The organism is Streptomyces sp. NPDC015346 (assembly GCF_043078785.1).
GTDB lineage: Bacteria > Actinomycetota > Actinomycetes > Streptomycetales > Streptomycetaceae > Streptomyces.
Window position 1 is genome coordinate 175139 of record NZ_JBIBTW010000008.1, and the last position, 19868, is coordinate 195006.

The following is a 19868-nucleotide window of genomic DNA, read 5'->3' on the forward strand; positions in this document are numbered from 1 at the left end:
GACCGGGCAGCCACGCGGAGAGACGGCTCGCCGGAACAGGAGTTCCGGAACGGAAGTTCTCGGACAGGCGGCCGGGTCCGCCGAGACCGACGCCTCGGCCTTCGTGGCCCCCCCGCTCAGCGCCCTACCGACGATCGCTGCTGCCGATAGGCCGCGGCGGGGTCGGAACCGTTGAGGTAGTACCACGGGAAGTCGGTGACGCGGCCTTCGGTGGCGTGGAAGCACTCCCGCGCGGCCGCCTGTTCCCCGGCCAGTGAGAAGGCCATGGCGAAGGTGTTGAAGACCTGGTTCCAGGCTCCCCGGCGGACGAAGTCGGGGTGCCGGATCGAGTGCTCGGCGGCCTCCCGCAGCGACGTGCGCACGTCGGCCCGACGCATGTAGACGGCGTCGGGTCCGTCGTCGAGGGAGAGCCATTCCTCGAGGTGGGCGATGGCGACGAGTTGGCCCAGGGGCGTGCCGCCGGGGGCGCCGTAGGCGGACTCGCGGGCGAAGGCGTGCATCTCCTCGTGCGAGCCGCCCCATTTCTCGCAGACCTGTTGCAGCTGCTGCTGGTGCGCTCCCATGTGATGCCGGTCGCGCCGCACCGTCGCCTCGAACCGGCGTCGCGCGACGCTCTGGCCGACCTGCAGGCCGCGGCCGGTGATCTGGAGGGCGTACCAGGGCGAGGTCCACCGCGGCTCGCGCTCCGCCACTTCGTACAGCCACTGCTCGGCCAGACCCAACCGCGCGTGGAACACCTCGAACTGATCGCGTGAGACGTCCTTCGCCCTGGCCCCCGTACGGGCCTCCCACCCCCAGCTGATGTGGCGGATCCCCGCCACGAGCCGGGGCAGCGCCGCCTCGGGTTCCGTTTCGAGGACGCCGGCGATCCATCGCTCCACACCGGCGGTGTCGCCGACGGCCCACAGCAGTTCCGTCCGGTCCTCGCTCTCGGGACGTGCTTCGAGCACCTCCCGCACCGTGCTCCAGTCCGCCGCCTCGGCGGCCGCCCGCACGCGCTGTACGTCGGGATCACCGGAATCCTTCTGCACCTGTGCGACGGGCCGGCCCGTCAGTTTCCCCAGCGTGAGCCCCCAGTCACGGAGCAACGCCATGTCCCCACCCCTTGCCATGTTCGAACGGGAGGCAGATGATCAGCGCGCCCCGTGGGTGTAGTGACTATCACGCGCGACCGACAATCGCACAGCTGTTTCCGCGGCTGACGTAGGGTCATGCCCTCAACCAGTGATCATCGAGGGGGATCCATGCTTTCCAGCATCCGCGGACGCGCGTACGCGGCCGGGACGGCACTGATACTGGCGGCGGGCTTGCTCGGTTCCGCGCAGAGCGCGACCGCCGAGGAGGTGGAGCGTGTGGCGCTGTCGGCCGAGGCCGTCGCCGCGCCCGCGATGGGGCCGCTGTTCAACGACCCGACCTCTGCCGACCCGGCGCGGCAGAACGCCATCAAGAACCGCGTGCGCGAGTTCATCGCGGCCGCTGACACGGGTTCGACCATCCAGATGGCGATGTACCACCTGTGGGACGACACCGTCGCCCAGGACCTGGCGAACGCCCACACCGCTCGCGGGATCGACGTCCAGGTCGTCCTCGACGAGACGAGCGTCAGTGACCCCGTCGGGAGTCCGGACTCGTACAACACGCTCAAGGCGGCGCTCGGGACGGACATCACCAAGAGTTCGTACGTGACGCTGTGCGCCAAGGGCCGGTCGTGCCTGGGGTCGAGCACGAGCGGGATCAACCACAACAAGTTCCTGCTGTTCAGCAGCCTCGGCGGCGGCGCGGTGACGCAGGCGGTGCTGCAGATGACGGCCAACCTGACGCCGTCCAACCATTCCCGCTTCTGGAACAGCTCCGTGGCCTTCGCGGGAAATTCCACTATGTACGCGGCCTACACCTCCTACTTCGGCAAGCTGGCGAGGCAGGACCGGGCCAACTGGGACTACACGTACGCCGGCGCGGGCGACTACAAGGTGTACTTCTTCCCGCGTGCCGGGACCACGGACGACACCGACACCGTCGTCAACGCCCTCGACAACGTGGGCTGCACGTGGAGCGACTCGACCGGGACCCACCGCACCGCGATCCGGGTGGCGATGCTGAAGATCACCCGTCAGGCGGTCGCCGACAAGCTTCGGGCGCTCGCGGCGGCCGGATGCACGGTCGACATCGTCTACAGCGAGACCGACAGCGGTACGTGGAACGCCCTGCACGGTCAGACGCGGCTCACCACCCGCTGCTACCAGCACAACCATGACGGCGATGCCGGCACCCCGAACCGCATCGTGCACTCGAAGAACCTGATGATCGACGGGATGTACGCGGGAGCCAGGGAGAAGCTGGTCTTCACCGGCAGCCACAACTGGAGTGGTCCGGCGCTGCGCGACAACGACGAGGCGATGCTGCGGATCACGACGCCTTCGGTGTACGACGCGTTCGTGACCAACTTCGGCCAGACACGGGCCGCCGCCTACCCGGGCACGGCGGACGACACGGCCGCCTGCCGCTGACCCTGAGCACACAGGCACCACCGCGCCGCCCGGCGCGGTGGTGCGTGTCGGGAGCGGCTACGCCCGCAGCGTGCACCTCCCCTCCGCGCACGAGCGCTGGAGGCGCCCCCTCGAAACGGTCTGTACGAGTCCGATCGTCCAGCACATCGGGCACCCGCGCAGCGCCAGCGCACCGGCCGGCAACAACAGCAGGCTGGGCCAACCGAGTACGGGCATCAGCGCGAAGGCGCCGATCAGCGCACCGAACCCCACCGCACCCCGGACAAGATGCCGGGGCAGGGACGAACTCGCGAAGTCGGGGCTCTCAGTCTTCGTTCCCACCGGCGTTCCCTCCCGAAGCCGCATCCGGTGTGAGCCGCACCCGGTCCCGAACGGCCGCGCGGGCTCTGTGCAGACGGGACTTCATCGCGGCCGTACTGAGCCCAAGGGCGTCGGCGACCATCCGTCCGCTGTAGCCCTGGACGTCTCGCATGATCAGCACGCGTCGCTGGTCGGCGGGCAGCGAGGCGACGGCTGCCACCACTCGGCCCGCCTCCAGCTGTCGCAGGGCCTCGTCCTCGGCGGAAGGCACGGGGTCGTCGCGCAGCGGTGTGCGGGGGCCGAGCGTGGTACGGGCACGCCGCAGGCACTCGTTGCGCACGATGCGGAACATCCATGACGCCAGGGCGCCGGAGGCCCGCAGCATCCCGATCTTCCGGTACAGGATGATCAAGGCCTCCTGCGCCGCGTCCTCGGCGTCCTCGGGAGTGGCGCAGACCGACCGGGCGAAGCGCACCACGTTCGGGTGCGAGCCCGAGACCAACGCGCTGATCGCGTCGGCATCGCCGCGCTGTGCGGCGACGATCAACTGCTCGCCGGGCCAGGAGCGCTCAGCCACGCGCTCGCCCCCGCTTGCGCAGTACGACGAAACCGCAGGTGCTGAGCAGCACCACTCCGCAGACGACAGCGATTCCCACCATCACGGCAACCTCCTCCAGTTCGCGTCCCGGCATCCGGCCGGCACGGATATAAGAGGCACGGGGCCGCCAAAAGGATTCGAAGAGCCGCTGCCCCGGCGGCGAGCTCCTCGGGGAGCCGGCCGCGAGAGCGCAGCCTGACGCAAGGCGGCTCCACCGGGACGCGGGCCCCGGTGGAGCCGGACGAGCCCGTGCGACGGGGGAGACACACGGGCTCTCCAGGAAGTGTGGCACGGCCGGCCTCCGTACGCACGAAGGAACGCGGACCGGCCTGTGGTTCTCAGAGGCAGCCGCCCTGCGGCGTGGCTAGAGCTCGATGTACGCGACGACGACCACGGTCCTGAGCGCGGTCACGAAGTACAGGACCGTCACCTGCTCGACTTCGTCGACGTACCGGCGCAGCCGGGGGCCGACGGCGTCGCCCGGGATCGGCTCGCCGGCCTCGGGGTCGAAGGAGATGACGACCAGGGCCCGGTCCAGGGCGTGGATCTCCGCCTCGGTGGTCAGGTTCTCCAGCTGCTTCGCGGCGGAGTCGGAGAACGCGATCCGGGCCCGGCGCGGGCCCTGTGGCGGGGCCATCAGGCGACGGCCGGTCGCTGCGCGGCGAGGCGGGCGAGGTGGGCCTCGCGCAGCTCCTCCCACGGCGTGCAGTCCTCCACCGCCGGCAGGCCGTTGGTGGCGATGTCCTCGAGGACGGCGGCGAACTGGTCGGCGTTCGCGCGGGTCCTGGCCGCGTACGCGCGGACCGCGTCGGCGGCCGCGGGCTCCAGCTGCCGGCGGGCGGCGTCGGACGCGGGAGGCGCGGGGGGCGCGGCCGGCTGTTCGCTCATCAGAGGCTCCAGGGGCGAGAACTGACGTGTTCCCCCACGATATCGCCGGGGCGGCCCTGCGGGCTCGGTACGGGTGAACCGGGCTCCGGGGCGCTACACCTCGCGCGCCTCGCGCGCCTCCCCGCCCCCTCGGAGGTCGGTGTCGGGCCGTACCAGGAATCCACCACGGCCGTCGAAGCGCACCTCATAGACGGCGTCGAACCCGTCGGCGAGCGAGGGTCGGCGGAGCTTCGTGAAGGTGGCGTGGATGCCCACGTCGGGCACCCGCTCACGGCCCGTCCGCGCGGCGTTACGGCGCTTGGAACCGGCGACGTCGGGTGGGAACCAGTACGCCGTCGCCGTGGCGCCATGGGCATGCCCGGCCGCCACCAAGGGCCGCCACTCCTCCGGCGACGGGTTCGTGTTGTCGACGGCCACGGACCGGCCCTCGGCGAGCGCGGCCGCCACGAGGCGCATCTGCCGCTCCTGCTTGCGTCGGGCCGCGCGGGGGAAGAGGTCCTTGCTGATCAGTGCGTAGCGACCCGCCAGACACCGGCCGTAGAAGGTGGACTTCCCGGAGGCCTGCAGCCCGACCAGCACGGCGATGTCGAGGACCTCGCTGTCAGAGTCCGCTGTCACCTTCTCCTCCTGTGGACGTGTCCGACGGAACCATCAGGCGGCTACCCCGCTCCCGCCCCGCGTAACGGCCACGGCGTCCGCACCGCGAGCCGTGTCCGTGTCCTCGCGGCGCGCGCGTCGGTGACGGCGGCGAGGGCACCCCACAGGGCTGTCAGTACGGCGATCGCCCCGGTGCCGGTCACTTTCCAGGCCACCATGACGCGTCCGGCCCTCTCGGCCGGCACCCTCTGAAGACGCTCGGTCGCGAACAGCGGGTTGAACACACCGACGGAGGTGATCAAGGCCAGTTCGATGACGATGACCAGGACCACACCTCCGCTCCCGAGCGGCAGCGCGAGGAGCGCGCCGACCGCCAACCCGGCGGCCGCCAGCGTCGAGACCGCGGCCGGGCCGACGTGGAGCACCTGGATCGCGATCAGCGGGAACGCGCCGAACCCCAGCCAGGTGCCGACCATGGAGGCGGTGAAGGCCGACCACAACCATCCGAAGGAGCGCCCGAGCCTGTGCCGTGCCATCACCACCCACCGTGGACGACGAGGATTCGACCGGGCGGACCTGCCGGCAGCCGCCCGCCGGACCTCGCTCGATGTGGCGGGACGTCAGACGGGCTTCAGCCGCGCGCGCAGGAGACAGAACTCGTTGCCCTCGGGGTCGGCCAGGACATGCCAGCTCTCCTCTCCGGTCTGGCCGACGTCGACAGGCACGGCGCCCAGTTCGAGCAACCTGGCCAGCTCGGCGTCCTGGTCGCGGTCGGTGGCGCTGACATCGAGGTGCAGCGGGAGCTTCCCGCGCCGGGGGTCGCGGCCCGCGTTCAGGACGAGGGTCGGCTGTGCTCCACCGAATCCGACGCCGGGCGGGCCGATCTGGATACTGCCGTCATCTTCTCTGGCCAGCTCGACATAGCCGAGGACATCGCACCAGAACGCGGCCAGGCGGTCGGGGTCTTCGGCGTCGATGACGAGTTCGCTGATTCGGCAGGCCATACCGCGAGGATAGGTGCGGCGGCCCGGCCCAGCCACCGTCTTCGCCCTCACTCGAAGTTGTCACGTGCCAGGCGGAGTGCCAGCTCTTGGAGGATGAGTTCGGTGTCCTGGTCGGCGCCCGTCTGGTCGTAGGCGTCGGCGACCGCCTCGAAGGCGACGATGAAGCCGTTGACCAGCGCGCTCAGCGGCTCAGAGAGCTGGGAGAGCACCGCCAGGCCGGCTTCTTCCGCGCTCGCGCCGACCGGCACGGCGAAGTGCCCGGGAATCACCTCGCCGAGCAGGTCCGACACGAGGCCCTCGTCGACCCCGCCCCGCAGAGCCGTCAGCGCTGCGATGGCCTTGAGCTTGATCTCGTTCTCCGTCACATACCCGAGCCTAGAAGCGAGCGGGGGCGCGACGACGCATTCCGCCCCCGCGCCCGGTCACCGATATCCGATTCGGCCGGGTTCCGCCCCGGCCGCCGGGCGGGCGCCGCTCCCGCCGCCGGGCAGGCCCGCCGCGGCCGCCCCGACGGCCTGGCGTGAGCCGCCGTCAGCGCGTAGCGTGCCCATGCCCGTGCCGCCGGTGCGCGGGGAGCCGTCGGCTCAGGGGTGGGATGAGGAGCGTTGTGACCAGTACGCGGAGGCTGTTCCTGGGGGCGTTCACGGCGGGGGCCGTGACGGTGGTCGCGGGGCCGGGAACCGCATCGGCGGCCGAGCAGGAGGGCCAGGCGGAGGGGGACGTGATCTTCGAGGGCGAGGTGAAGGCCCGGAGCTTCAGGACCGAGGCCGGTGCCACCTCGACGTTCCGGACGACGTCCACGGCGACGACGACGAAGCTGCACGCGCTGACAGCGCATCAGACGGGTGTCGCGGGCAACGGCGTGGCGCTGAACGTCGTGTCGGACAACCCCGACGATTCGGCGATGTACCTGTCCGGCACGGAGAAAGCCCGGGGCACGCTCAAGATCTCTCACCGTGGCTATGCGGACGCCTCTGACGGGGGCGCCGCCGCGCTGTCCATCTACCTCGAGACGACGGGGGTCGTGGACGGATCGGGTGGCACCGCCGCCCAGGGCATCTTCATCTCCCACACCACCGGGCCCACGAAGGGCAACCTCATCACCGTGCGGAACAACGCCGTGGACGACTTCGTGGTGAAGGGCAGCGGGCAGGTGGGCATCGGCGTCCCGGTCGGTGCCACGCCCCGTGCGCGGGTGGAGATCGCCCAGCGCGATTCCGCGATCGGACTGCTGATGCAGGCCAACGCCGACTCGGCCAGTCGCCTGGTGGAGTTCCGCGACCGGGCGGGCGTCGCGAAGCTGCGGGTACTCAACAGTGGGGCGTTGGCCGCACAGAACGCCCAGTTCGGAGTCGCGGGCGCCGAATCGTACGGCGGTGGTGACGGCGTGATCGGCATCCGCAACGCCACCACACCACCCACCGCGAATCCGACGAACGGCGGCGTCCTCTTCGCCGAGGGCGGCGCCCTCAAGTGGCGTGGTTCCGCCGGGTCCGTGACCGTCATCGCGCCGGCCTGACTCCCCCGTACGCCGTACCCGTCTCGAGGCAACCATGGAACTGACCCCTGAACAGCTCGTGTCCGAATTCCACGACGCCGTGATGGAACTGTATTTCGCCCGGAAGCGCATCGCGCTGCTCGAGGCGGAGAACGCGGCTCTCAAGAGCCGGCTCGCGCTCGTCGAACAGCCGCCCGCGACCGAGAACTGAGCTGTTCAGCTGTTCACGGAAGGCGCTCCGCCGCTTCGCCGGTGAAGCGGCGGAGGGCGGAGTGGCGTTCGTGGTGATCATGCCGCATGATGCCGTGGTCACTCTCCCGGTGACGGCGGGTCAGGGCCGGTATCCCGTCCCGACGCGTGTCAGGTCCCTGTCTTGTCCACGGGGCCCGCACCGCGGTCGACGGCGCGGCTCACCTGCCCGTATCCCCATCCCGATGGTTTTCCCTGGAGGCATTACGATGCGCCGCTGGCTCCTGTCCCTCCTCGCGGCATTGCTCGCGGTCCTCTCGTCCGCGGTGCCCGCGGGCGCCGCGGGCACCGCCGCGACCGCCGACTGCACCGGCCCGGGCTTCGAGCGCTTCGGCACGGCCTCGCCGACCGGCGCGATCGTCGGCTCCGTCGTGCACGAGGGGCGTGGCTACGTCGTCACCCGCGGCCGCAAGCCGGTGGTGCTCGCCGAGTACGACCTCGCGACGCGCACCGTGGTGCGCGAGGTGGACGTACCCGACGGCCCCGGCCCCGGCTCCCCCGAGGGCGCGTGGGCGATGGCCGTGTCGGGCGGCAAGATCTACATCGGTACGTACGTCGACCCCAGTCTGTACCGCTTCGACCCCGTCACGGGCACGATCACGCATCTGAAGACCTTCGGTGGCGAGGGCGGCTTCATATGGAGCCTCACCGCCGCGCCGGACGGGGTCCTCTACGCGGGCACCTACCCCGGCGGCAGGGTGTGGGAGTACAACCCCGCCACCGGGGCCGCGCAGGACTTCGGCGTCCTCTCCAGCGGTGAACGCTACGTGCGGGCCGTCGACGCCGATGCCACCAACGTCTACGCGGGCCTGCTCGACTCGGGCAAGCTGCTGGCGATCAACCGGTCCACCAAGGCGATCCGTGTGCTGGCCACGAACCCCGGCGGGTTCTCCACGGTCGCCGTCGGCCGCTCCCGGCTGCGCGCCGGCAGCGGCAGCACGCTGTTCGACGTGAAGACGGACGGCACCGACCTGCGGAAGGTCGCGCTGGGCGCCGGCAGGTCGATCGACGCGATCGGCCAGGCCCCGGACTACACCGCGTACGTCTCCACCCGCCCGAACGGCCTCATCGCCCGCTACCGCACCGCGGAGCCCCTGAAGTGGTACGCGCAGGCGCCGAAGGCCGACGAGGAGACCCGGGGCCTGTTCCTCGACGGCACCACCCTCACCGGTTTCTCCGGCAGCGGCGGGGTGTGGCAGCTGGACGTCGAGACCGAGCAGTCGACGTACACCGGTCTGCTGGACGCGGGCCTCAGCGAGGGGGACGAGCGCCCGCAGTCGCTGCTGCGGGCCACCGACGGCAAGGTCTGGGTCGGCGGCCACTTCAATGTGACCGTCCACGACACCGCCACCCGCACGAAGCGCTCGATCTGGGTGCCGGGCGAGCCGAAGGCCTTGGTCCAGCGCGGGGACAGGATCTACGCGGCGATCTACCCGAGCGGCCGGATCGTCGAGATCGACCCGACGCGGAACGACGCCCTGCGCGAAGTCACCTTCCTGCCCAGCGGGCAGCAGCGGCCGTGGGACATGGAGTACGACCCCGTCACCGACCGGCTCCTGGTGGCGTCCGCGCCGCTCGGCACCAGCACGGTCGGTGCGCTGACGGTCGTCGACCCGATCGCCGGGACCACCGAGCCGTATGTGAACGTGCTCCCCAACGAGAGCCTGATGAGCCTCAGCCTCGGCCCGAACGGCATCGTGTACCTGGGCGGTGACGTCCGGGGCGGCGGCGGTGGCGACCCCGCGCTGTGGAACAGCGCGGCCAGCGTCGGCGCCTTCGACCTGACCACCCGGAAGCTCCTGTGGGAGGTCGACCCGGTGGCGGGCAACCAGACGCTGCAGGACATCAAGGTCCACAACGGCATCCTGTACGGGGTGTTCAAGCGCAACGCGGGCTGGTTCACGATGGACGTGCAGACCCGCCAGGTCCTCGACAAGGGCACGCTGCCCGGTTACGGCGAGATCGAGGTGCACCAGGGCAAGGTGTTCACCTCGACGTACTTCGGCGGCGGCAACGTCCACCTGCTGGGCCCCGGCCTCGCCGACCCGCAGCTGATCGCCACCGGGCTCGGCGACGAGTGGTACACCAACCCGCAGCTCGCCTTCATCCCCGGCACCTGGCAGGCCTGGGCGCTGACCGGCCGCGAGCTCACCCGACTGCGCCTCGACCCGGCCTGTGCGCCGCTGACCGTCACCTGATCCGCCGGGGCCCCACCGGGCCCCACGTGAGGAAGCCCCGCCGGGTGTGTCCCGGCGGGGCTTCCTCCTTCTCGTTCCGTGCCCCCCGCCGAAGCGGTGGACGTCGTCGGTTCAGGACGGGCGACCGCCGAACCGCCAGTCATGGACCTCGATGTCGGCGTACAGGTCCTGGGCCAGGACCGCGCGCGCCGCCGCCGGGTCCGGCGCCCGGAGCAGCGCTGCCGTGCCCAGCCACGCGGCGCCGTCGTCGGACAGCAGCGGCCCGTACGCGATCAGGTCGTCCCGGTCGGACGGCAGGGTGAGGCCGTCGCCCTTCCCCGCCCCGAGGCCGAGCACCAGGTACCGGTTGCCACCGGTCCGGCCCCCGGGGAAGTCCCACATGGTGCGCCCCAGCAGGTTGCGCCATCGACGTACCATCACGTCCCGGTACGCGCCGGCCTGATAACCCGGCTCGTCGAAGGCGAAGGAGCGGGCGGCGGCGGGATCCGGCAGGTCGACGATGTGGACGCTGCCCGTGGGCGTCTCGCGGTCGCTGGTCAGGGTCGGCCCCCGGGCGATCATCTCGGCGGCGTACCCGTCCATGTAGGACCAGTGCCGCTCCAGCAGTTCGTGGCGGAGCGCCAGAGACCCGGTCCGGTCGCGGTGGTAGCAGAAGAACTCCATGCCACAGTCTGAACGACGCGCACGACGCCGTGTTCGTACGGGCGGTGTCAGGGGCGCGGGACGGTCCGGAGGGCGCGTGCGGACGCCCAGTAGACGGCGGCGGCGACGCCCATGCCGGACGGGATCGCCAGATCGACATCGCCCATGGCCCGGGCGATCGGGCCGGTCCAGAAGCTGGTGGTCACCCACATCAGGGAGGTGAGTCCGCCGGTGAGGAGCGCGAGGACGCCGGACCAGTGGACCCCGCGGTGGTACCAGAAGGGTCCGCCGTGTTCCTGTGCGAGCAGGTCCGGCCCGTCGTAGCGGTTGCGCCGCAGGACGAGGTCGGTCACGGCCACCGCCATCGCCGGGCCGGTCACGATGACCACGAGCTGGAGCATGGTGTTGACGCTCGTCAGGAAGTCCTCGACCAGGAGCGCGTACAGCGTCATGGCCGTGCCGATGACGCCGATGGTCAGGACCGCGGGGACGCGCGCGAGGCGGACGCCGACCGACTGGATGGACAGGCCGGCGCTGTAGGCCGTCATGCCGTTGTTGGCCAGGGTGTTGAGGATGATCGCGAGGACGAAGACGGGAACGAACCACCCCGGGAGGATGCTTTCCAGCGCGGCCTGAGGGTCGGTCATGTCGAGGCTGGTGGCCGCGAGCGCGCCGACGGTGGTGAGGACGACGCTCGGCAGGTACGCGCCGCTCGCCGTCCATCCGGCGATGGCGACCGGGCTGCTGTCGCGGGGCAGGTAGCGAGCCAGGTCGGGGCTGTTGCCGTACGACAGCGGTGTGGAGGCGACGATGGTGAAGCCGATGCCGAGGGTGGCGGCGAGCGCGGCGCCCTGGAGCGGCTCCGCCGGGGCGTACGACCAGTCGGCCTCGGCGAGCACGTGTCCCGTCACGACGACGAAGACGAGGGTCAGCAGGACGCTCAGCGCGGAATAGAGGCGGACGATCGTCGCGTGTCCGTAGATCGCGATCAGGAGGGTCGCGCCGGCGATGAGGCAGATGACGGCCGCGCCGACGGCCGGGTGGTCCGGCAGTCCCATCCGCTCCACCAGGCCGATGCCCGCGACCGAGGCGGCCGACCAGTTGAGGGCGAGGTAGGCCGCGGCGATCAGCCAGCCGGTCAGGACGAGCACGGCCTTGTTGCCGATGACCCCGTAGAAGGCGCGCGAGACGACCGAACCGCTGGTGCCCGCGGCCGGGCCGCTCGCCGCGATGACGCCCGTGAAGACCCACAGCAGGCTTCCGGCGAGGATCACCCCGACCGCCTGCGGCAGCGTCAGCCCCATGAGGATCAGCGTGCCGCCGACCACGAAGCTCAGATAACTGACGTTCGGTGCCGCCCACACCGCGAAGAGCCGGCGGGGACGGCCCGTGCGCTCGTCGGCGGGGACCAGGTCGATGCCCCGGGTCTCCAGGTGACCCGCGCGCTCGGAACTCCGCCCGCCGCCGAGAGGCGCCGGGGAGGTGGTGGGGTGTGTCGTCATGGAGCCCTCTCGGGGATGCGTCGGCGGCGGCCGCGCCGCTATTGGTCGTGCGACCAACTATGTATTGGTCACCGATCCAATAGCCTGGTCCTCATGACGTCAAGACCCCAGCCGAAACGAACGCGGAAGCTGCCGGAAGAACGCCGGGCCGAGATCGTGGAGACCGCCGCCCGCATCGCCCTGGCGGAGGGGCTGGAGGTGATCACCCTGCGGCGCGTCGCTGAGGAGCTGGGGGTCCGCCCCGGCCTCATCAGCCACTACTTCCCGGTCGCGGACAACCTCGTGAGCGAGGCGTTCACCTCCGCCACGGCCAAGGAGCGCGACTCGCTCCTGCCGCCGCACGAGCGGGAACTCCCACCCGTCGACCGGCTCGCGCGCTTTCTCGTGAGACTCGCGGACGGCGACTACCGGGACCTCAGCCGCCTGTGGCTCAACGCACGGCATCTCAGCAGGTTCAAGGACTCCCTGCGCCTGGCGGTGCGCACGCAGGAATCGGCGACCCGCACCGCGCTCGTCTCCCTCATCGCCGACGGCGTCGAAGCCGGCGAGTTCACTACCGACGACCCGCACGAGGCGGCTCTGCACGTCCTCATCACGGTCGACGGCCTGGGGTCGTACGCCAATGACGACGCGCCGATGGACGGTCCGGACGTCCGCGACGTGGCGATCGAGACGGCCGAGATCCGGCTCGGACTGGCCCCGGGCACACTCCGCCTCCGCGCCTGATCGCCACCTCGTCACCTCTCGGGGGAAGTACGGGTCGGTGGAGGTACGGGAGAAGTGGCCGGACTCGGCCAGGTGTAGCCCGGCCGATACGGGGCACGCGAAGGGCAGGCCCCGCCGCGCATCCCCCCGTCGCGGCGGGGTCTCGCCGTGGCAGCACTCACGGGCCGCGCCGCTGACCGCGCCGGTGACCGCGCCGGGTCGGCCCGCGTGCCAAGGCTTGGGCCAAGGCCTGGGCCTGGGCCTGGGCCTACGACTGGGCTCGCCCCGGCACGTGTGCGGTCGAGACGGCGGTCAGCGCCTGGCGGCCCCAGCGGAGTTCGGCCAGCAGGCGTGCCGCGTCGGTGAGGAGGGCGCCCTGGAGTGTGGGGGCGGGTGGGCGGGCTTCCGGGGCCGAGAGTTCCTGGCGTTCGAGCGTGCCGAGCGCGCTGTCCGCCGCGTCGATCATCTCGGTGAGGCGATCGTCGTCGGCCGGCGCGGGCCTGCCCAGCTCCTCCATCACGGGGGCCAGCCTCCGCAGCAGGGAGCCGAGGCCGGAGCGGAAGGTGCCGGGCAGGGTGTCGAACTCCTCGTCCGCCAGGGCGAAGTCCAGGGTCCGGGTCAGGGACCGCAGGTGATCGAGGCAGCGCTGGGCGGCGGTGAGCGCCTCGCGGGCCCGGGGAAGGGCCTCGGCGTCCCCCTCGAAGCCCCGGCGGGGGTTCAGCTTCGCGTTCTCCTCCTCCGCGTCGATGCTCCCCCGGACGCGATCGCAGTCGGCGGACAGCCTGCGCCAGTCCTGTCGCCACCGCCGCACCTGGTCGGGGTCGGGGGCGCTCGCCTCGAAGGCGTCGGCCAGGCCGTCCGTACGCCGGCTCATGCCCTCGTAGAGACGGGCGACGTCCTGCTGCCGGTGGCTCGTGTGCCGTGCGGGAGCGAGTACGAGATGGGCGGCCAGTCCGCAGAGGGCGCCGACGAGCACGGAGAGGGCGAGGTGGCCGATGTAGTCGATCCGCCCTTCGCCGGAGGAGAAGGCGAAGAGCCCCACGACGGCGACCTGGATGCCCTGCTGCCCCAGCCGGCGCACCCGGCCGATCCGTAGGGCGATCAGGGTGAGGAGCGCGAGGGTCCACGCGTGCAGCCCGAAGGTGGCCGCCAGGGCGGCGGCGAGCGTGGCCCCCACGGCCATCGCCAGCAGGTACTGCACGGACTCGCGGAAGGAGCGGTAGACCGTGGCCTGCACCGCCACCAGCGCGGTGAAGGGCGCGAACGTGGAGACCGTCGGTGGCAGGAAGTGGTGGGCCAGCATCCACGCCGCCGTGGCGGCGACGACGGTCTTCCCCGTGAGCAGCAGATCGTCCCGCTCACTGCCCGACGACCGCACGGCACGCCGCACATAGGCGGCCGTCTCGGCGGCCCCGGCCCACACCCGTTCCGGTCCCTTGCCCCACCTGGACACGATGGATCACCTCCAGGGGGCCGTCTGCCCCGCCGATCCGGGGCGACGCACATACGTCGTACCGGGAACGACACCGTCGGCGAGGGTTGGCGCGACGGGCCGGGGGCACCGGCAGGGAGCAGGACAGCGAGGCGAGCCGGCCGGGCCGGACAGCCGGGCCTGACCGCCGGGCCGGACAGTGAGGTGAGCAGGTGGGTGAGGTGACCGACGCGAGCGCGGCGAACGCCGAGGAGAGCGAGGTCGAGAAGGCCGCGGAGCAGCAGGACCTCTTGAACGGCCTGAGCGTGGACGCGAGCCGGCCCGAGCAGCCCGTCCTGCTCAGCGCCGCCGGCGAGCCGATCCGCACCTGGCAGGAGAACTACCCCTACGACCGGAAGGTTCGGCGGGGCGAGTACGAGCGGGCCAAGCGGATCCTCCAGATCGAGATGCTGAAGCTGCAACGCTGGGCCAAGGAAACCGGTGCCCGGCTGATCGTGGTCTGCGAGGGCCGCGACGCCGCCGGCAAGGGCGGCACCATCCAGCGGTTCACCGAGCGGCTCAACCCGCGCGGCGCCCGGATCGTGGCTCTGGACAAGCCGACCGAGCGGGAGGCGGGGCAGTGGTACTTCCAGCGTTACGTGGCCCACCTGCCGGCTCCCGGCGAGATCGTGTTCTTCGACCGCTCCTGGTACAACCGGGCGGGCGTGGAGCGAGTGATGGGCTTCTGCACCGACGACGAGTACGCGCTCTTCCTGCACCAGTGCCCGTTGTTCGAGCGCATGCTGGTCGAGGACGGCATCCACCTGTCGAAGTTCTGGTTCTCGGTCTCCCGCTCCGAGCAGCGCACCCGCTTCGCGATTCGCCAGGTGGACCCGGTACGGCAGTGGAAGCTCTCCCCCACCGACCTGGCCTCGCTCGATCTCTGGGACGACTACACCGCCGCCAAGGTCGCCATGTTCCGGGCGACGGACACCGCGCACGCACCGTGGACGGTGGTCAAGAGCAACGACAAGCGCCGGGCCCGCCTCGAGGCCATGCGCAGCCTGCTGTCGCGCATCGACTACACGAGCAAGGACCCGGCGGCCGTGGGTGAGCCGGATCCGCTCATCGTCGGCGCGGCGGACACCCTGCTCGAACCCGGCGAGGAGACCTCCGCCCTCTCCCCCACCCCTCTGGCCCCGCGCCGCGAAGGCCCGGGGGAGCACCCGGAGAGCTGAGAGCCCGATCCGGCGGGCGCGGCGGTACGTCAGCGGCCGTAGGCGTCCCGGCAGAGCTTGACGAGCCCCGGGGCGACGACGCCGTCGGCCTGACCGCAGAGTTGCGCCATCTGAGGCGGCCGCTGCCGCTGTGGCGGCCGGAGCTTGGGGGTGGTGCGGCCCGCTCGCGGCGTGTCGGTCTTCGGCGGCGACACGCCGTACCGCTCGGTGCGACGAGGGATCGGCGGACGGGTACGGGCCGGCGGTGCCGTGCCCCGCCATGGCCGGGCCGTGGCCGGTGTCTTCTTCGGCTTGGCGCCGGGACCGGTCGACCCCAGAGCCTCGCGCGGCGGGGCCTGCCGGGGCTCGGGCCAGGTCGGCAACGGGGACGGGGGCCGGTCGGCGGCCGGGGCGATTCCTGCGGGACGGCCAGGGGCGGGCGGCCGTGCCGGGTGATGGACGGATACGCAACCGGTCATGCTCAGGAGCGCGGCGAGGACGAGCGACGGTGCCGCCTTTCGGAAGTGCATGGGGCCACGCTGCCGCAGCCGGTGACGGTCCGTGAGCGAACGCGTGGCCGTCCACCGGGACGAGTGACCACGCGTCGCTTCCGAGACGGATTCGGCGGTGGACCGGGGAACCCCTAGCGGGCACCGGCCCGGACGGCGCGGGTGACGTGTGCCGAGCGAGGAGCCGGGAGCCGGGAGCGAGGAGCCGGGAGCGAGGAGCGTGCTACCGCGGGGTGCGGACGGAGGTGGCACCGGCGATCAGTGCCGCGGCCGCCCCGAGGCCCGCGAGCACGGCGAAGAGTTCCGGATGGCCGCCGAGCGCCGGGGCGAGGAGGGCCGCCGTGAAGGGCGCGAGGGCGGCCGCGGTCTGGGCGGGGGCGCTGAGCAGGCCGGAGAGTCTGCCGTAGTGCCGTGTCCCCCATCGGTCGGTCACGGCGGTGGCCTGGAGAAGGGTGAGGTTGCCGCGGACCATGCCGGCCCCGGTCGCTACGGCGAGCAGCAGGATGTACGGGCCGGGAATGAGGGCGAAGGCGGCGGTGGTCAGGCCGCCCAGGGCGATGAGGAGCACCGTGCGGGTGGTGGGGCCGGTGCGGCGGGCGAGCGTGGCGTAGAGGGTACGGCCGAGGGTCTGGCCGGCTCCGCCGAGGCCGAGGGCCCAGGCGGCCTGGCCGGTGGTGTAGCCGCGTTCGAGGAACAGCGGGACGACGGTGACGACGACCGCGTACATCGCGAACGCCGAGAGCGTGAACGCGACGGCGAGCAGCAGGAACGGCCGGCTGCGTACGACCGCCCACGCGTCGCCTCCCGTCCCGCCGTCCGCCGGCGGAGCGGGTGGCCAGGGCGCGCGGAGCGCGAAGAGGTGGGCGGGGATCGTGACGGCGGCGAGGATCGCGGCGAGCACGAGGTAGGTGGTGCGCCACGTCAGGTGGTCGGCGAGCACGGCGGTGAGCGGGGCGAAGACGGTGGAGGCGAGGCCGCCGGCGAGGGTGACGACGGTGAGGGCGCGGACGTGGTCGGGGGCCCACCACCGGGTGAGGGCGGCGAAGGCGGGCTGGTAGAAGGTGGTGGCCATGGCGAGCCCGGCCAGGGTCCAGCCGGCGAAGAACACGGGCAGGTTCGGAGCCAGGGCCATGATCACGAGGCTGAGCGTCCCGGCGGCGGAGCCGGTGGTCATGACGGCGCGCGGGCCGCGGCGGTCGATGATCCGGCCGACGCGGATTCCGGCCAGGCCGGAGACGGCAAGGGCGAGCGAGAACGCCGCCATCGTGGCGCCCGCGGACCAGCCGGTGTCGGCCGTGATCCGGGGGTTGAGGACGGGGAAGGCGTAGTAGACGATTCCCCAGCTGGTGATCTGTGTCGCGCAGAGCGCGGGCAGGACGGCGCGGGGCCGCGTCCGGAGCGTCGTTCCGGTCGCGGCCCCGTCCATGGGGGTACGGGTGTCGAGGCCGGTCACGAGCCGCAGGCGGGCGCCGGGGCGGTGGCGCCGAGCTGGATGAGCGCGGGGGCGGGGGCGCAGCAGCCTCCGCCGTCGGCCGCCTGCTCGGTCCGGGGCTGGTCGAAGAGGCCGGCCCCGCCGCAGACTCCGGTCTCCGGCAGCACCAGTTCGACGCGCTCGGCGGCCTCGCGGTCGCCGGCGATCGCCGCGACGACGGAGCGGACCTGCTCGTAGCCGGTGAGGGCGAGGAAGGTCGGGGCACGGCCGTACGACTTCATGCCGACCAGGTACACGCCCTGTTCGGGGTGGGACAGCTCCTTGACCCCGTGCGGGTAGACCGTGCCGCAGGAGTGCTGGTTGGGGTCGATCAGCGGAGCCAGTTCGACGGGGGCCTGAAGCCGCTCGTCCAGGCGCAGGCGGAGTTCGTCGAGGAAGGACAGGTCGGGGCGGAGGCCGGTGAGGACGATGAGCTCGTCGACCGGGTCGAGCCGGTGGCCGTCCTCCGATACCAGCACGAGCCGCTCGCCTTCGCGCTCGATCGCCCGCGTGCGGAAGCCGGTGACGGCGTCGGCGTGGCCCTCGTCGACCGCCGCCTTGGCCGCGAGGCCGAGGGCGCCGCGGGCGGGGAGCTGATCGGCGGTGCCGCCTCCGAAGGTGGAGCCGGAGATGCCGCGGCGCAGGATCCAGGTGGCGTGCGTGCCGTCGCCGTCCTCGGATTTCGCGAGGTCGGCGAGTGACGCGAGGGCGGTGAAGGCGGAGGCGCCGGAGCCGATGACGGCGGTGCGCTTCCCGGCGTAACGGGCCCTGACGGCCGGGTCCTTGAGGTCGGGGACGCGGTAGGAGATCCGGTCGGCCGCCGCGCGCTCGCCGAGCGCCGGGAGCCCGTCGCCGCCGGCCGGGGAGGGGAGGGCCCAGGTGCCGGACGCGTCGATGACGGCGTGGGCGAGGATCCGCTCCTCGCGGCCGTCGGTGTACTGGACGTGGACGGTGAAGGGCCGGGTTTCGCGGTCGGCGTCGACGACCCGGTCGCGGCCGGCGCGGGAGACGCCGGTGACCCGGGCGCCGAGCCGGACCGTGTCGCCGAGGACGTCGGCGAGCGGCTGCAGGTACCGCTCCGCCCAGTCGCCGCCCGTCGGGTACGTCGCCGCGTCGGGCTTCGTCCAGCCGGTGGGGGCGAGGAGCTTCTCGGCGGCCGGGTCGGTGAGTTCGCCCCAGGTGGAGAAGAGCCGGACGTGCGCCCACTCCCGCACCGCCGCTCCCGCCTGCGGGCCCGCCTCCAGGACCAGGGGCCGAAGGCCCCGGCCGACGAGGTGGGCGGCGGCGGCCAGACCGGCGGGTCCGGCGCCGATGACCACGACGGGCGGCTGCTCGGTGGCGCAGGCGGAGGCGGTGGCGCTCATGACGTACCCCTTGGTTGTTTCGACGTCCGTCTATCTCGTACGCCCTCAGCATGGCACCTGCTTCGATAAGCGTCAACATAGACATCCATCGATTTCATGGGCGCCGAGACGGAGACGTACGCGGCACCCCTCGGCACTTGGTTCGACGTATGTCAACATAGACACATGTCGAACACGAAGGTCTTGCCGCTGCTGGAGCCCGCCGTCGAGCCGTGCTGCCCGCCTCTGACCGAGCGCCCTCTGACCGCTGAGGAAGCCGAGCGGACCGCCGTCATGTTCAAGGCGCTCGGCGATCCGGTGCGGCTGCGGCTCTTCTCGGCCGTCGCCTCGCACGAGGGCGGCGAGGCGTGCGTCTGCGACATCTCCGACGTCGGCGTCTCCCAGCCGACCGTCTCCCACCATCTGAAGAAGCTGAAGGAGGCCGGGCTGCTCTCCTCCGAGCGGCGCGGCACCTGGGTCTACTACCGCGTCGAGCCGGCCGTCCTGGCCGCCATGGGCCGGCTCCTCACCAACGCCGCCGCTGCCTGACGCCGGGTCGGTGCGTCGTGGGCCCGGTCAGGGACCGGCGAGGATGAAGATCAGCTCTACGCGTCCCGGCCTCTTCCCCTGAGGGTCGTGCACCCGGTACAGGAGGGTGATCGCCACGCCCGTGTCCGTGGTCGGCTCGGTCGTGAGGCGGCGGAGCTCGATGGCCTGGACCGGCTCGCCCGTCGACCCGGGAGGCCGTGGGTCGGCGGCGAGGAGCGCCAGGGCGTCGTGCACGGCGCGGCGCCCGCCGGGCGACAGGTGCGCGAACTCGGCGTACAGCCGCCGGGGGACCTGGACGATCCAGTGCGTCACGCGGCGCCCTTGTCGAGCTCGGCCCACAGGTCGTCGACGCCGATGAGGTCGGCCTCGCCGGCGACGGACGCGCGGACGGCTTCCGCGACGTCGGCCCGCCGGGTCCGCAGCGCGACGAGGTGACGGGCCTGTGTGATGACGGCCGTCTGCTCCCGCCCGAAGCGTGCGGCGTCCAGCCGGGCGTCGAACGCGGCGAGTTCGGCGGAGCCGACGACCGCGAGGGCGGCGCGGAGTTCGGCGAGGGTCTGCGGGCCCTCGTCCGGCTCGATTCGGTACGGGTTCGCGTACGCGCTCATCCTGTGGCCTCCTCGTCTCGTGCAGGACCACCGTACGACGGACGACACGGTCGTGGGGAGGCCTCGGCGCAT

Annotated in this window: 23 protein-coding genes and 1 pseudogene; 7 read left to right on the forward strand and 17 right to left on the reverse strand. The window is 72.1% G+C overall.

Going from position 1 to position 19868, the window contains the following annotated elements; translation table 11 throughout:
• Positions 1-116 precede the first annotated feature (116 nt).
• Positions 117-1094, reverse strand: a complete 978-nt coding sequence (locus tag ACF06X_RS27360; RefSeq protein ID WP_392289939.1) for a hypothetical protein — start codon at positions 1092-1094, stop codon at positions 117-119.
• A 150-nt stretch (positions 1095-1244) separates the two neighbouring features.
• On the opposite strand from ACF06X_RS27360, the gene ACF06X_RS27365 reads away from it, so the two are divergent.
• Positions 1245-2507, forward strand: coding sequence for a phospholipase D-like domain-containing protein (locus tag ACF06X_RS27365; protein WP_392289940.1), 1263 nt, complete (start codon positions 1245-1247; stop codon positions 2505-2507).
• 57 nt (positions 2508-2564) lie between these two features.
• Here the strand turns inward: ACF06X_RS27365 and ACF06X_RS27370 are convergent, their stop codons facing one another.
• The 8 genes and pseudogenes from ACF06X_RS27370 to ACF06X_RS27405 form a co-directional block, all read right to left on the reverse strand.
• On the reverse strand, positions 2565-2828 hold the full coding sequence (locus ACF06X_RS27370; protein ID WP_392289941.1) for a hypothetical protein: 264 nt from the start codon (positions 2826-2828) through the stop codon (positions 2565-2567).
• Positions 2812-3384 carry an RNA polymerase sigma factor gene (locus ACF06X_RS27375; RefSeq protein WP_392289942.1) on the reverse strand — a complete coding sequence of 191 codons (573 nt, stop codon included), beginning with the start codon at positions 3382-3384 and terminating at the stop codon, positions 2812-2814. The genes ACF06X_RS27370 and ACF06X_RS27375 overlap by 17 nt, the downstream gene beginning before the upstream one ends.
• A 385-nt stretch (positions 3385-3769) precedes the next feature.
• Positions 3770-4042, reverse strand: coding sequence for a hypothetical protein (locus ACF06X_RS27380; RefSeq protein WP_392289943.1), 273 nt, complete (start codon positions 4040-4042; stop codon positions 3770-3772).
• Entirely contained in the window at positions 4042-4293 is a 252-nt protein-coding gene (locus ACF06X_RS27385) for a hypothetical protein (RefSeq protein ID WP_392289944.1), read from the reverse strand. Before ACF06X_RS27385 ends, ACF06X_RS27380 begins: the two co-directional genes overlap by 1 nt.
• 93 nt (positions 4294-4386) lie before the next feature.
• The gene (locus ACF06X_RS27390) at positions 4387-4911 is read right to left on the reverse strand and encodes an AAA family ATPase (RefSeq protein ID WP_392289945.1); all 525 of its coding nucleotides are present in this window, start codon (positions 4909-4911) and stop codon (positions 4387-4389) included.
• Positions 4912-5231: 320 nt separating this feature from the next.
• Positions 5232-5426: pseudogene (locus ACF06X_RS27395) on the reverse strand (MFS transporter); the annotation flags it as partial.
• An 84-nt stretch (positions 5427-5510) separates the two neighbouring features.
• Entirely contained in the window at positions 5511-5894 is a 384-nt protein-coding gene (locus tag ACF06X_RS27400) for a VOC family protein (RefSeq protein WP_392289946.1), read from the reverse strand.
• 47 nt (positions 5895-5941) lie between these two features.
• Positions 5942-6259 carry a hypothetical protein gene (locus ACF06X_RS27405; protein ID WP_392289947.1) on the reverse strand — a complete coding sequence of 106 codons (318 nt, stop codon included), beginning with the start codon at positions 6257-6259 and terminating at the stop codon, positions 5942-5944.
• Positions 6260-6501: 242 nt separating this feature from the next.
• Between ACF06X_RS27405 and ACF06X_RS27410 the strand changes: the two genes are divergently transcribed.
• The 3 genes from ACF06X_RS27410 (at position 6502) to ACF06X_RS27420 (ending at position 9839) form a co-directional block, all read left to right on the forward strand.
• Entirely contained in the window at positions 6502-7413 is a 912-nt protein-coding gene (locus tag ACF06X_RS27410; protein ID WP_392289948.1) for a hyaluronoglucosaminidase, read from the forward strand.
• Positions 7414-7447: 34 nt separating this feature from the next.
• Entirely contained in the window at positions 7448-7603 is a 156-nt protein-coding gene (locus tag ACF06X_RS27415) for a hypothetical protein (RefSeq protein ID WP_392289949.1), read from the forward strand.
• 247 nt (positions 7604-7850) lie between these two features.
• Positions 7851-9839: a PQQ-binding-like beta-propeller repeat protein gene (locus ACF06X_RS27420; protein ID WP_392289950.1), complete on the forward strand. Its 1989-nt coding sequence runs from the start codon at positions 7851-7853 to the stop codon at positions 9837-9839.
• A 111-nt stretch (positions 9840-9950) separates the two neighbouring features.
• On the opposite strand, the gene ACF06X_RS27425 is transcribed toward ACF06X_RS27420, so the two are convergent.
• Positions 9951-10502, reverse strand: coding sequence for a YciI family protein (locus tag ACF06X_RS27425; protein WP_392289951.1), 552 nt, complete (start codon positions 10500-10502; stop codon positions 9951-9953).
• A 47-nt stretch (positions 10503-10549) separates the two neighbouring features.
• A complete protein-coding gene (locus tag ACF06X_RS27430; protein ID WP_392289952.1) occupies positions 10550-11983 on the reverse strand; it encodes a purine-cytosine permease family protein in 1434 nt (477 codons plus the stop codon).
• Between the two features lie 93 nt (positions 11984-12076).
• Between ACF06X_RS27430 and ACF06X_RS27435 the strand changes: the two genes are divergently transcribed.
• Positions 12077-12709: a TetR/AcrR family transcriptional regulator gene (locus ACF06X_RS27435; protein ID WP_392289953.1), complete on the forward strand. Its 633-nt coding sequence runs from the start codon at positions 12077-12079 to the stop codon at positions 12707-12709.
• Positions 12710-12956: 247 nt separating this feature from the next.
• Here the strand turns inward: ACF06X_RS27435 and ACF06X_RS27440 are convergent, their stop codons facing one another.
• The gene (locus ACF06X_RS27440) at positions 12957-14141 is read right to left on the reverse strand and encodes an aromatic acid exporter family protein (protein ID WP_392289954.1); all 1185 of its coding nucleotides are present in this window, start codon (positions 14139-14141) and stop codon (positions 12957-12959) included.
• Positions 14142-14410: 269 nt separating this feature from the next.
• On the opposite strand from ACF06X_RS27440, the gene ppk2 reads away from it, so the two are divergent.
• Entirely contained in the window at positions 14411-15337 is a 927-nt protein-coding gene (ppk2, locus tag ACF06X_RS27445; RefSeq protein ID WP_392290189.1) for a polyphosphate kinase 2, read from the forward strand.
• Between the two features lie 29 nt (positions 15338-15366).
• Here ppk2 and ACF06X_RS27450 read toward each other — a convergent pair whose 3' ends face one another.
• From ACF06X_RS27450 to ACF06X_RS27460, 3 genes are all read right to left on the reverse strand, one after another.
• Complete coding sequence (locus ACF06X_RS27450) at positions 15367-15846, reverse strand: hypothetical protein (protein WP_392289955.1); 480 nt, start codon at positions 15844-15846, stop codon at positions 15367-15369.
• 202 nt (positions 15847-16048) lie between these two features.
• Positions 16049-17251, reverse strand: a complete 1203-nt coding sequence (locus tag ACF06X_RS27455; RefSeq protein WP_392290190.1) for an MFS transporter — start codon at positions 17249-17251, stop codon at positions 16049-16051.
• A 23-nt stretch (positions 17252-17274) separates the two neighbouring features.
• Entirely contained in the window at positions 17275-18660 is a 1386-nt protein-coding gene (locus ACF06X_RS27460) for an NAD(P)-binding domain-containing protein (RefSeq protein ID WP_392289956.1), read from the reverse strand.
• Between the two features lie 165 nt (positions 18661-18825).
• On the opposite strand from ACF06X_RS27460, the gene ACF06X_RS27465 reads away from it, so the two are divergent.
• Positions 18826-19188 (forward strand): ArsR/SmtB family transcription factor, encoded by a 363-nt coding sequence (locus tag ACF06X_RS27465; protein WP_392289957.1) that lies wholly within the window; start codon positions 18826-18828, stop codon positions 19186-19188.
• A 27-nt stretch (positions 19189-19215) separates the two neighbouring features.
• Here ACF06X_RS27465 and ACF06X_RS27470 read toward each other — a convergent pair whose 3' ends face one another.
• Both ACF06X_RS27470 and ACF06X_RS27475 read right to left on the reverse strand, forming a co-directional pair.
• Positions 19216-19500, reverse strand: coding sequence for a hypothetical protein (locus ACF06X_RS27470; RefSeq protein WP_392289958.1), 285 nt, complete (start codon positions 19498-19500; stop codon positions 19216-19218).
• Complete coding sequence (locus tag ACF06X_RS27475; RefSeq protein ID WP_392289959.1) at positions 19497-19796, reverse strand: hypothetical protein; 300 nt, start codon at positions 19794-19796, stop codon at positions 19497-19499. The genes ACF06X_RS27470 and ACF06X_RS27475 overlap by 4 nt, the downstream gene beginning before the upstream one ends.
• Between the last annotated feature and the right edge of the window lie 72 nt (positions 19797-19868).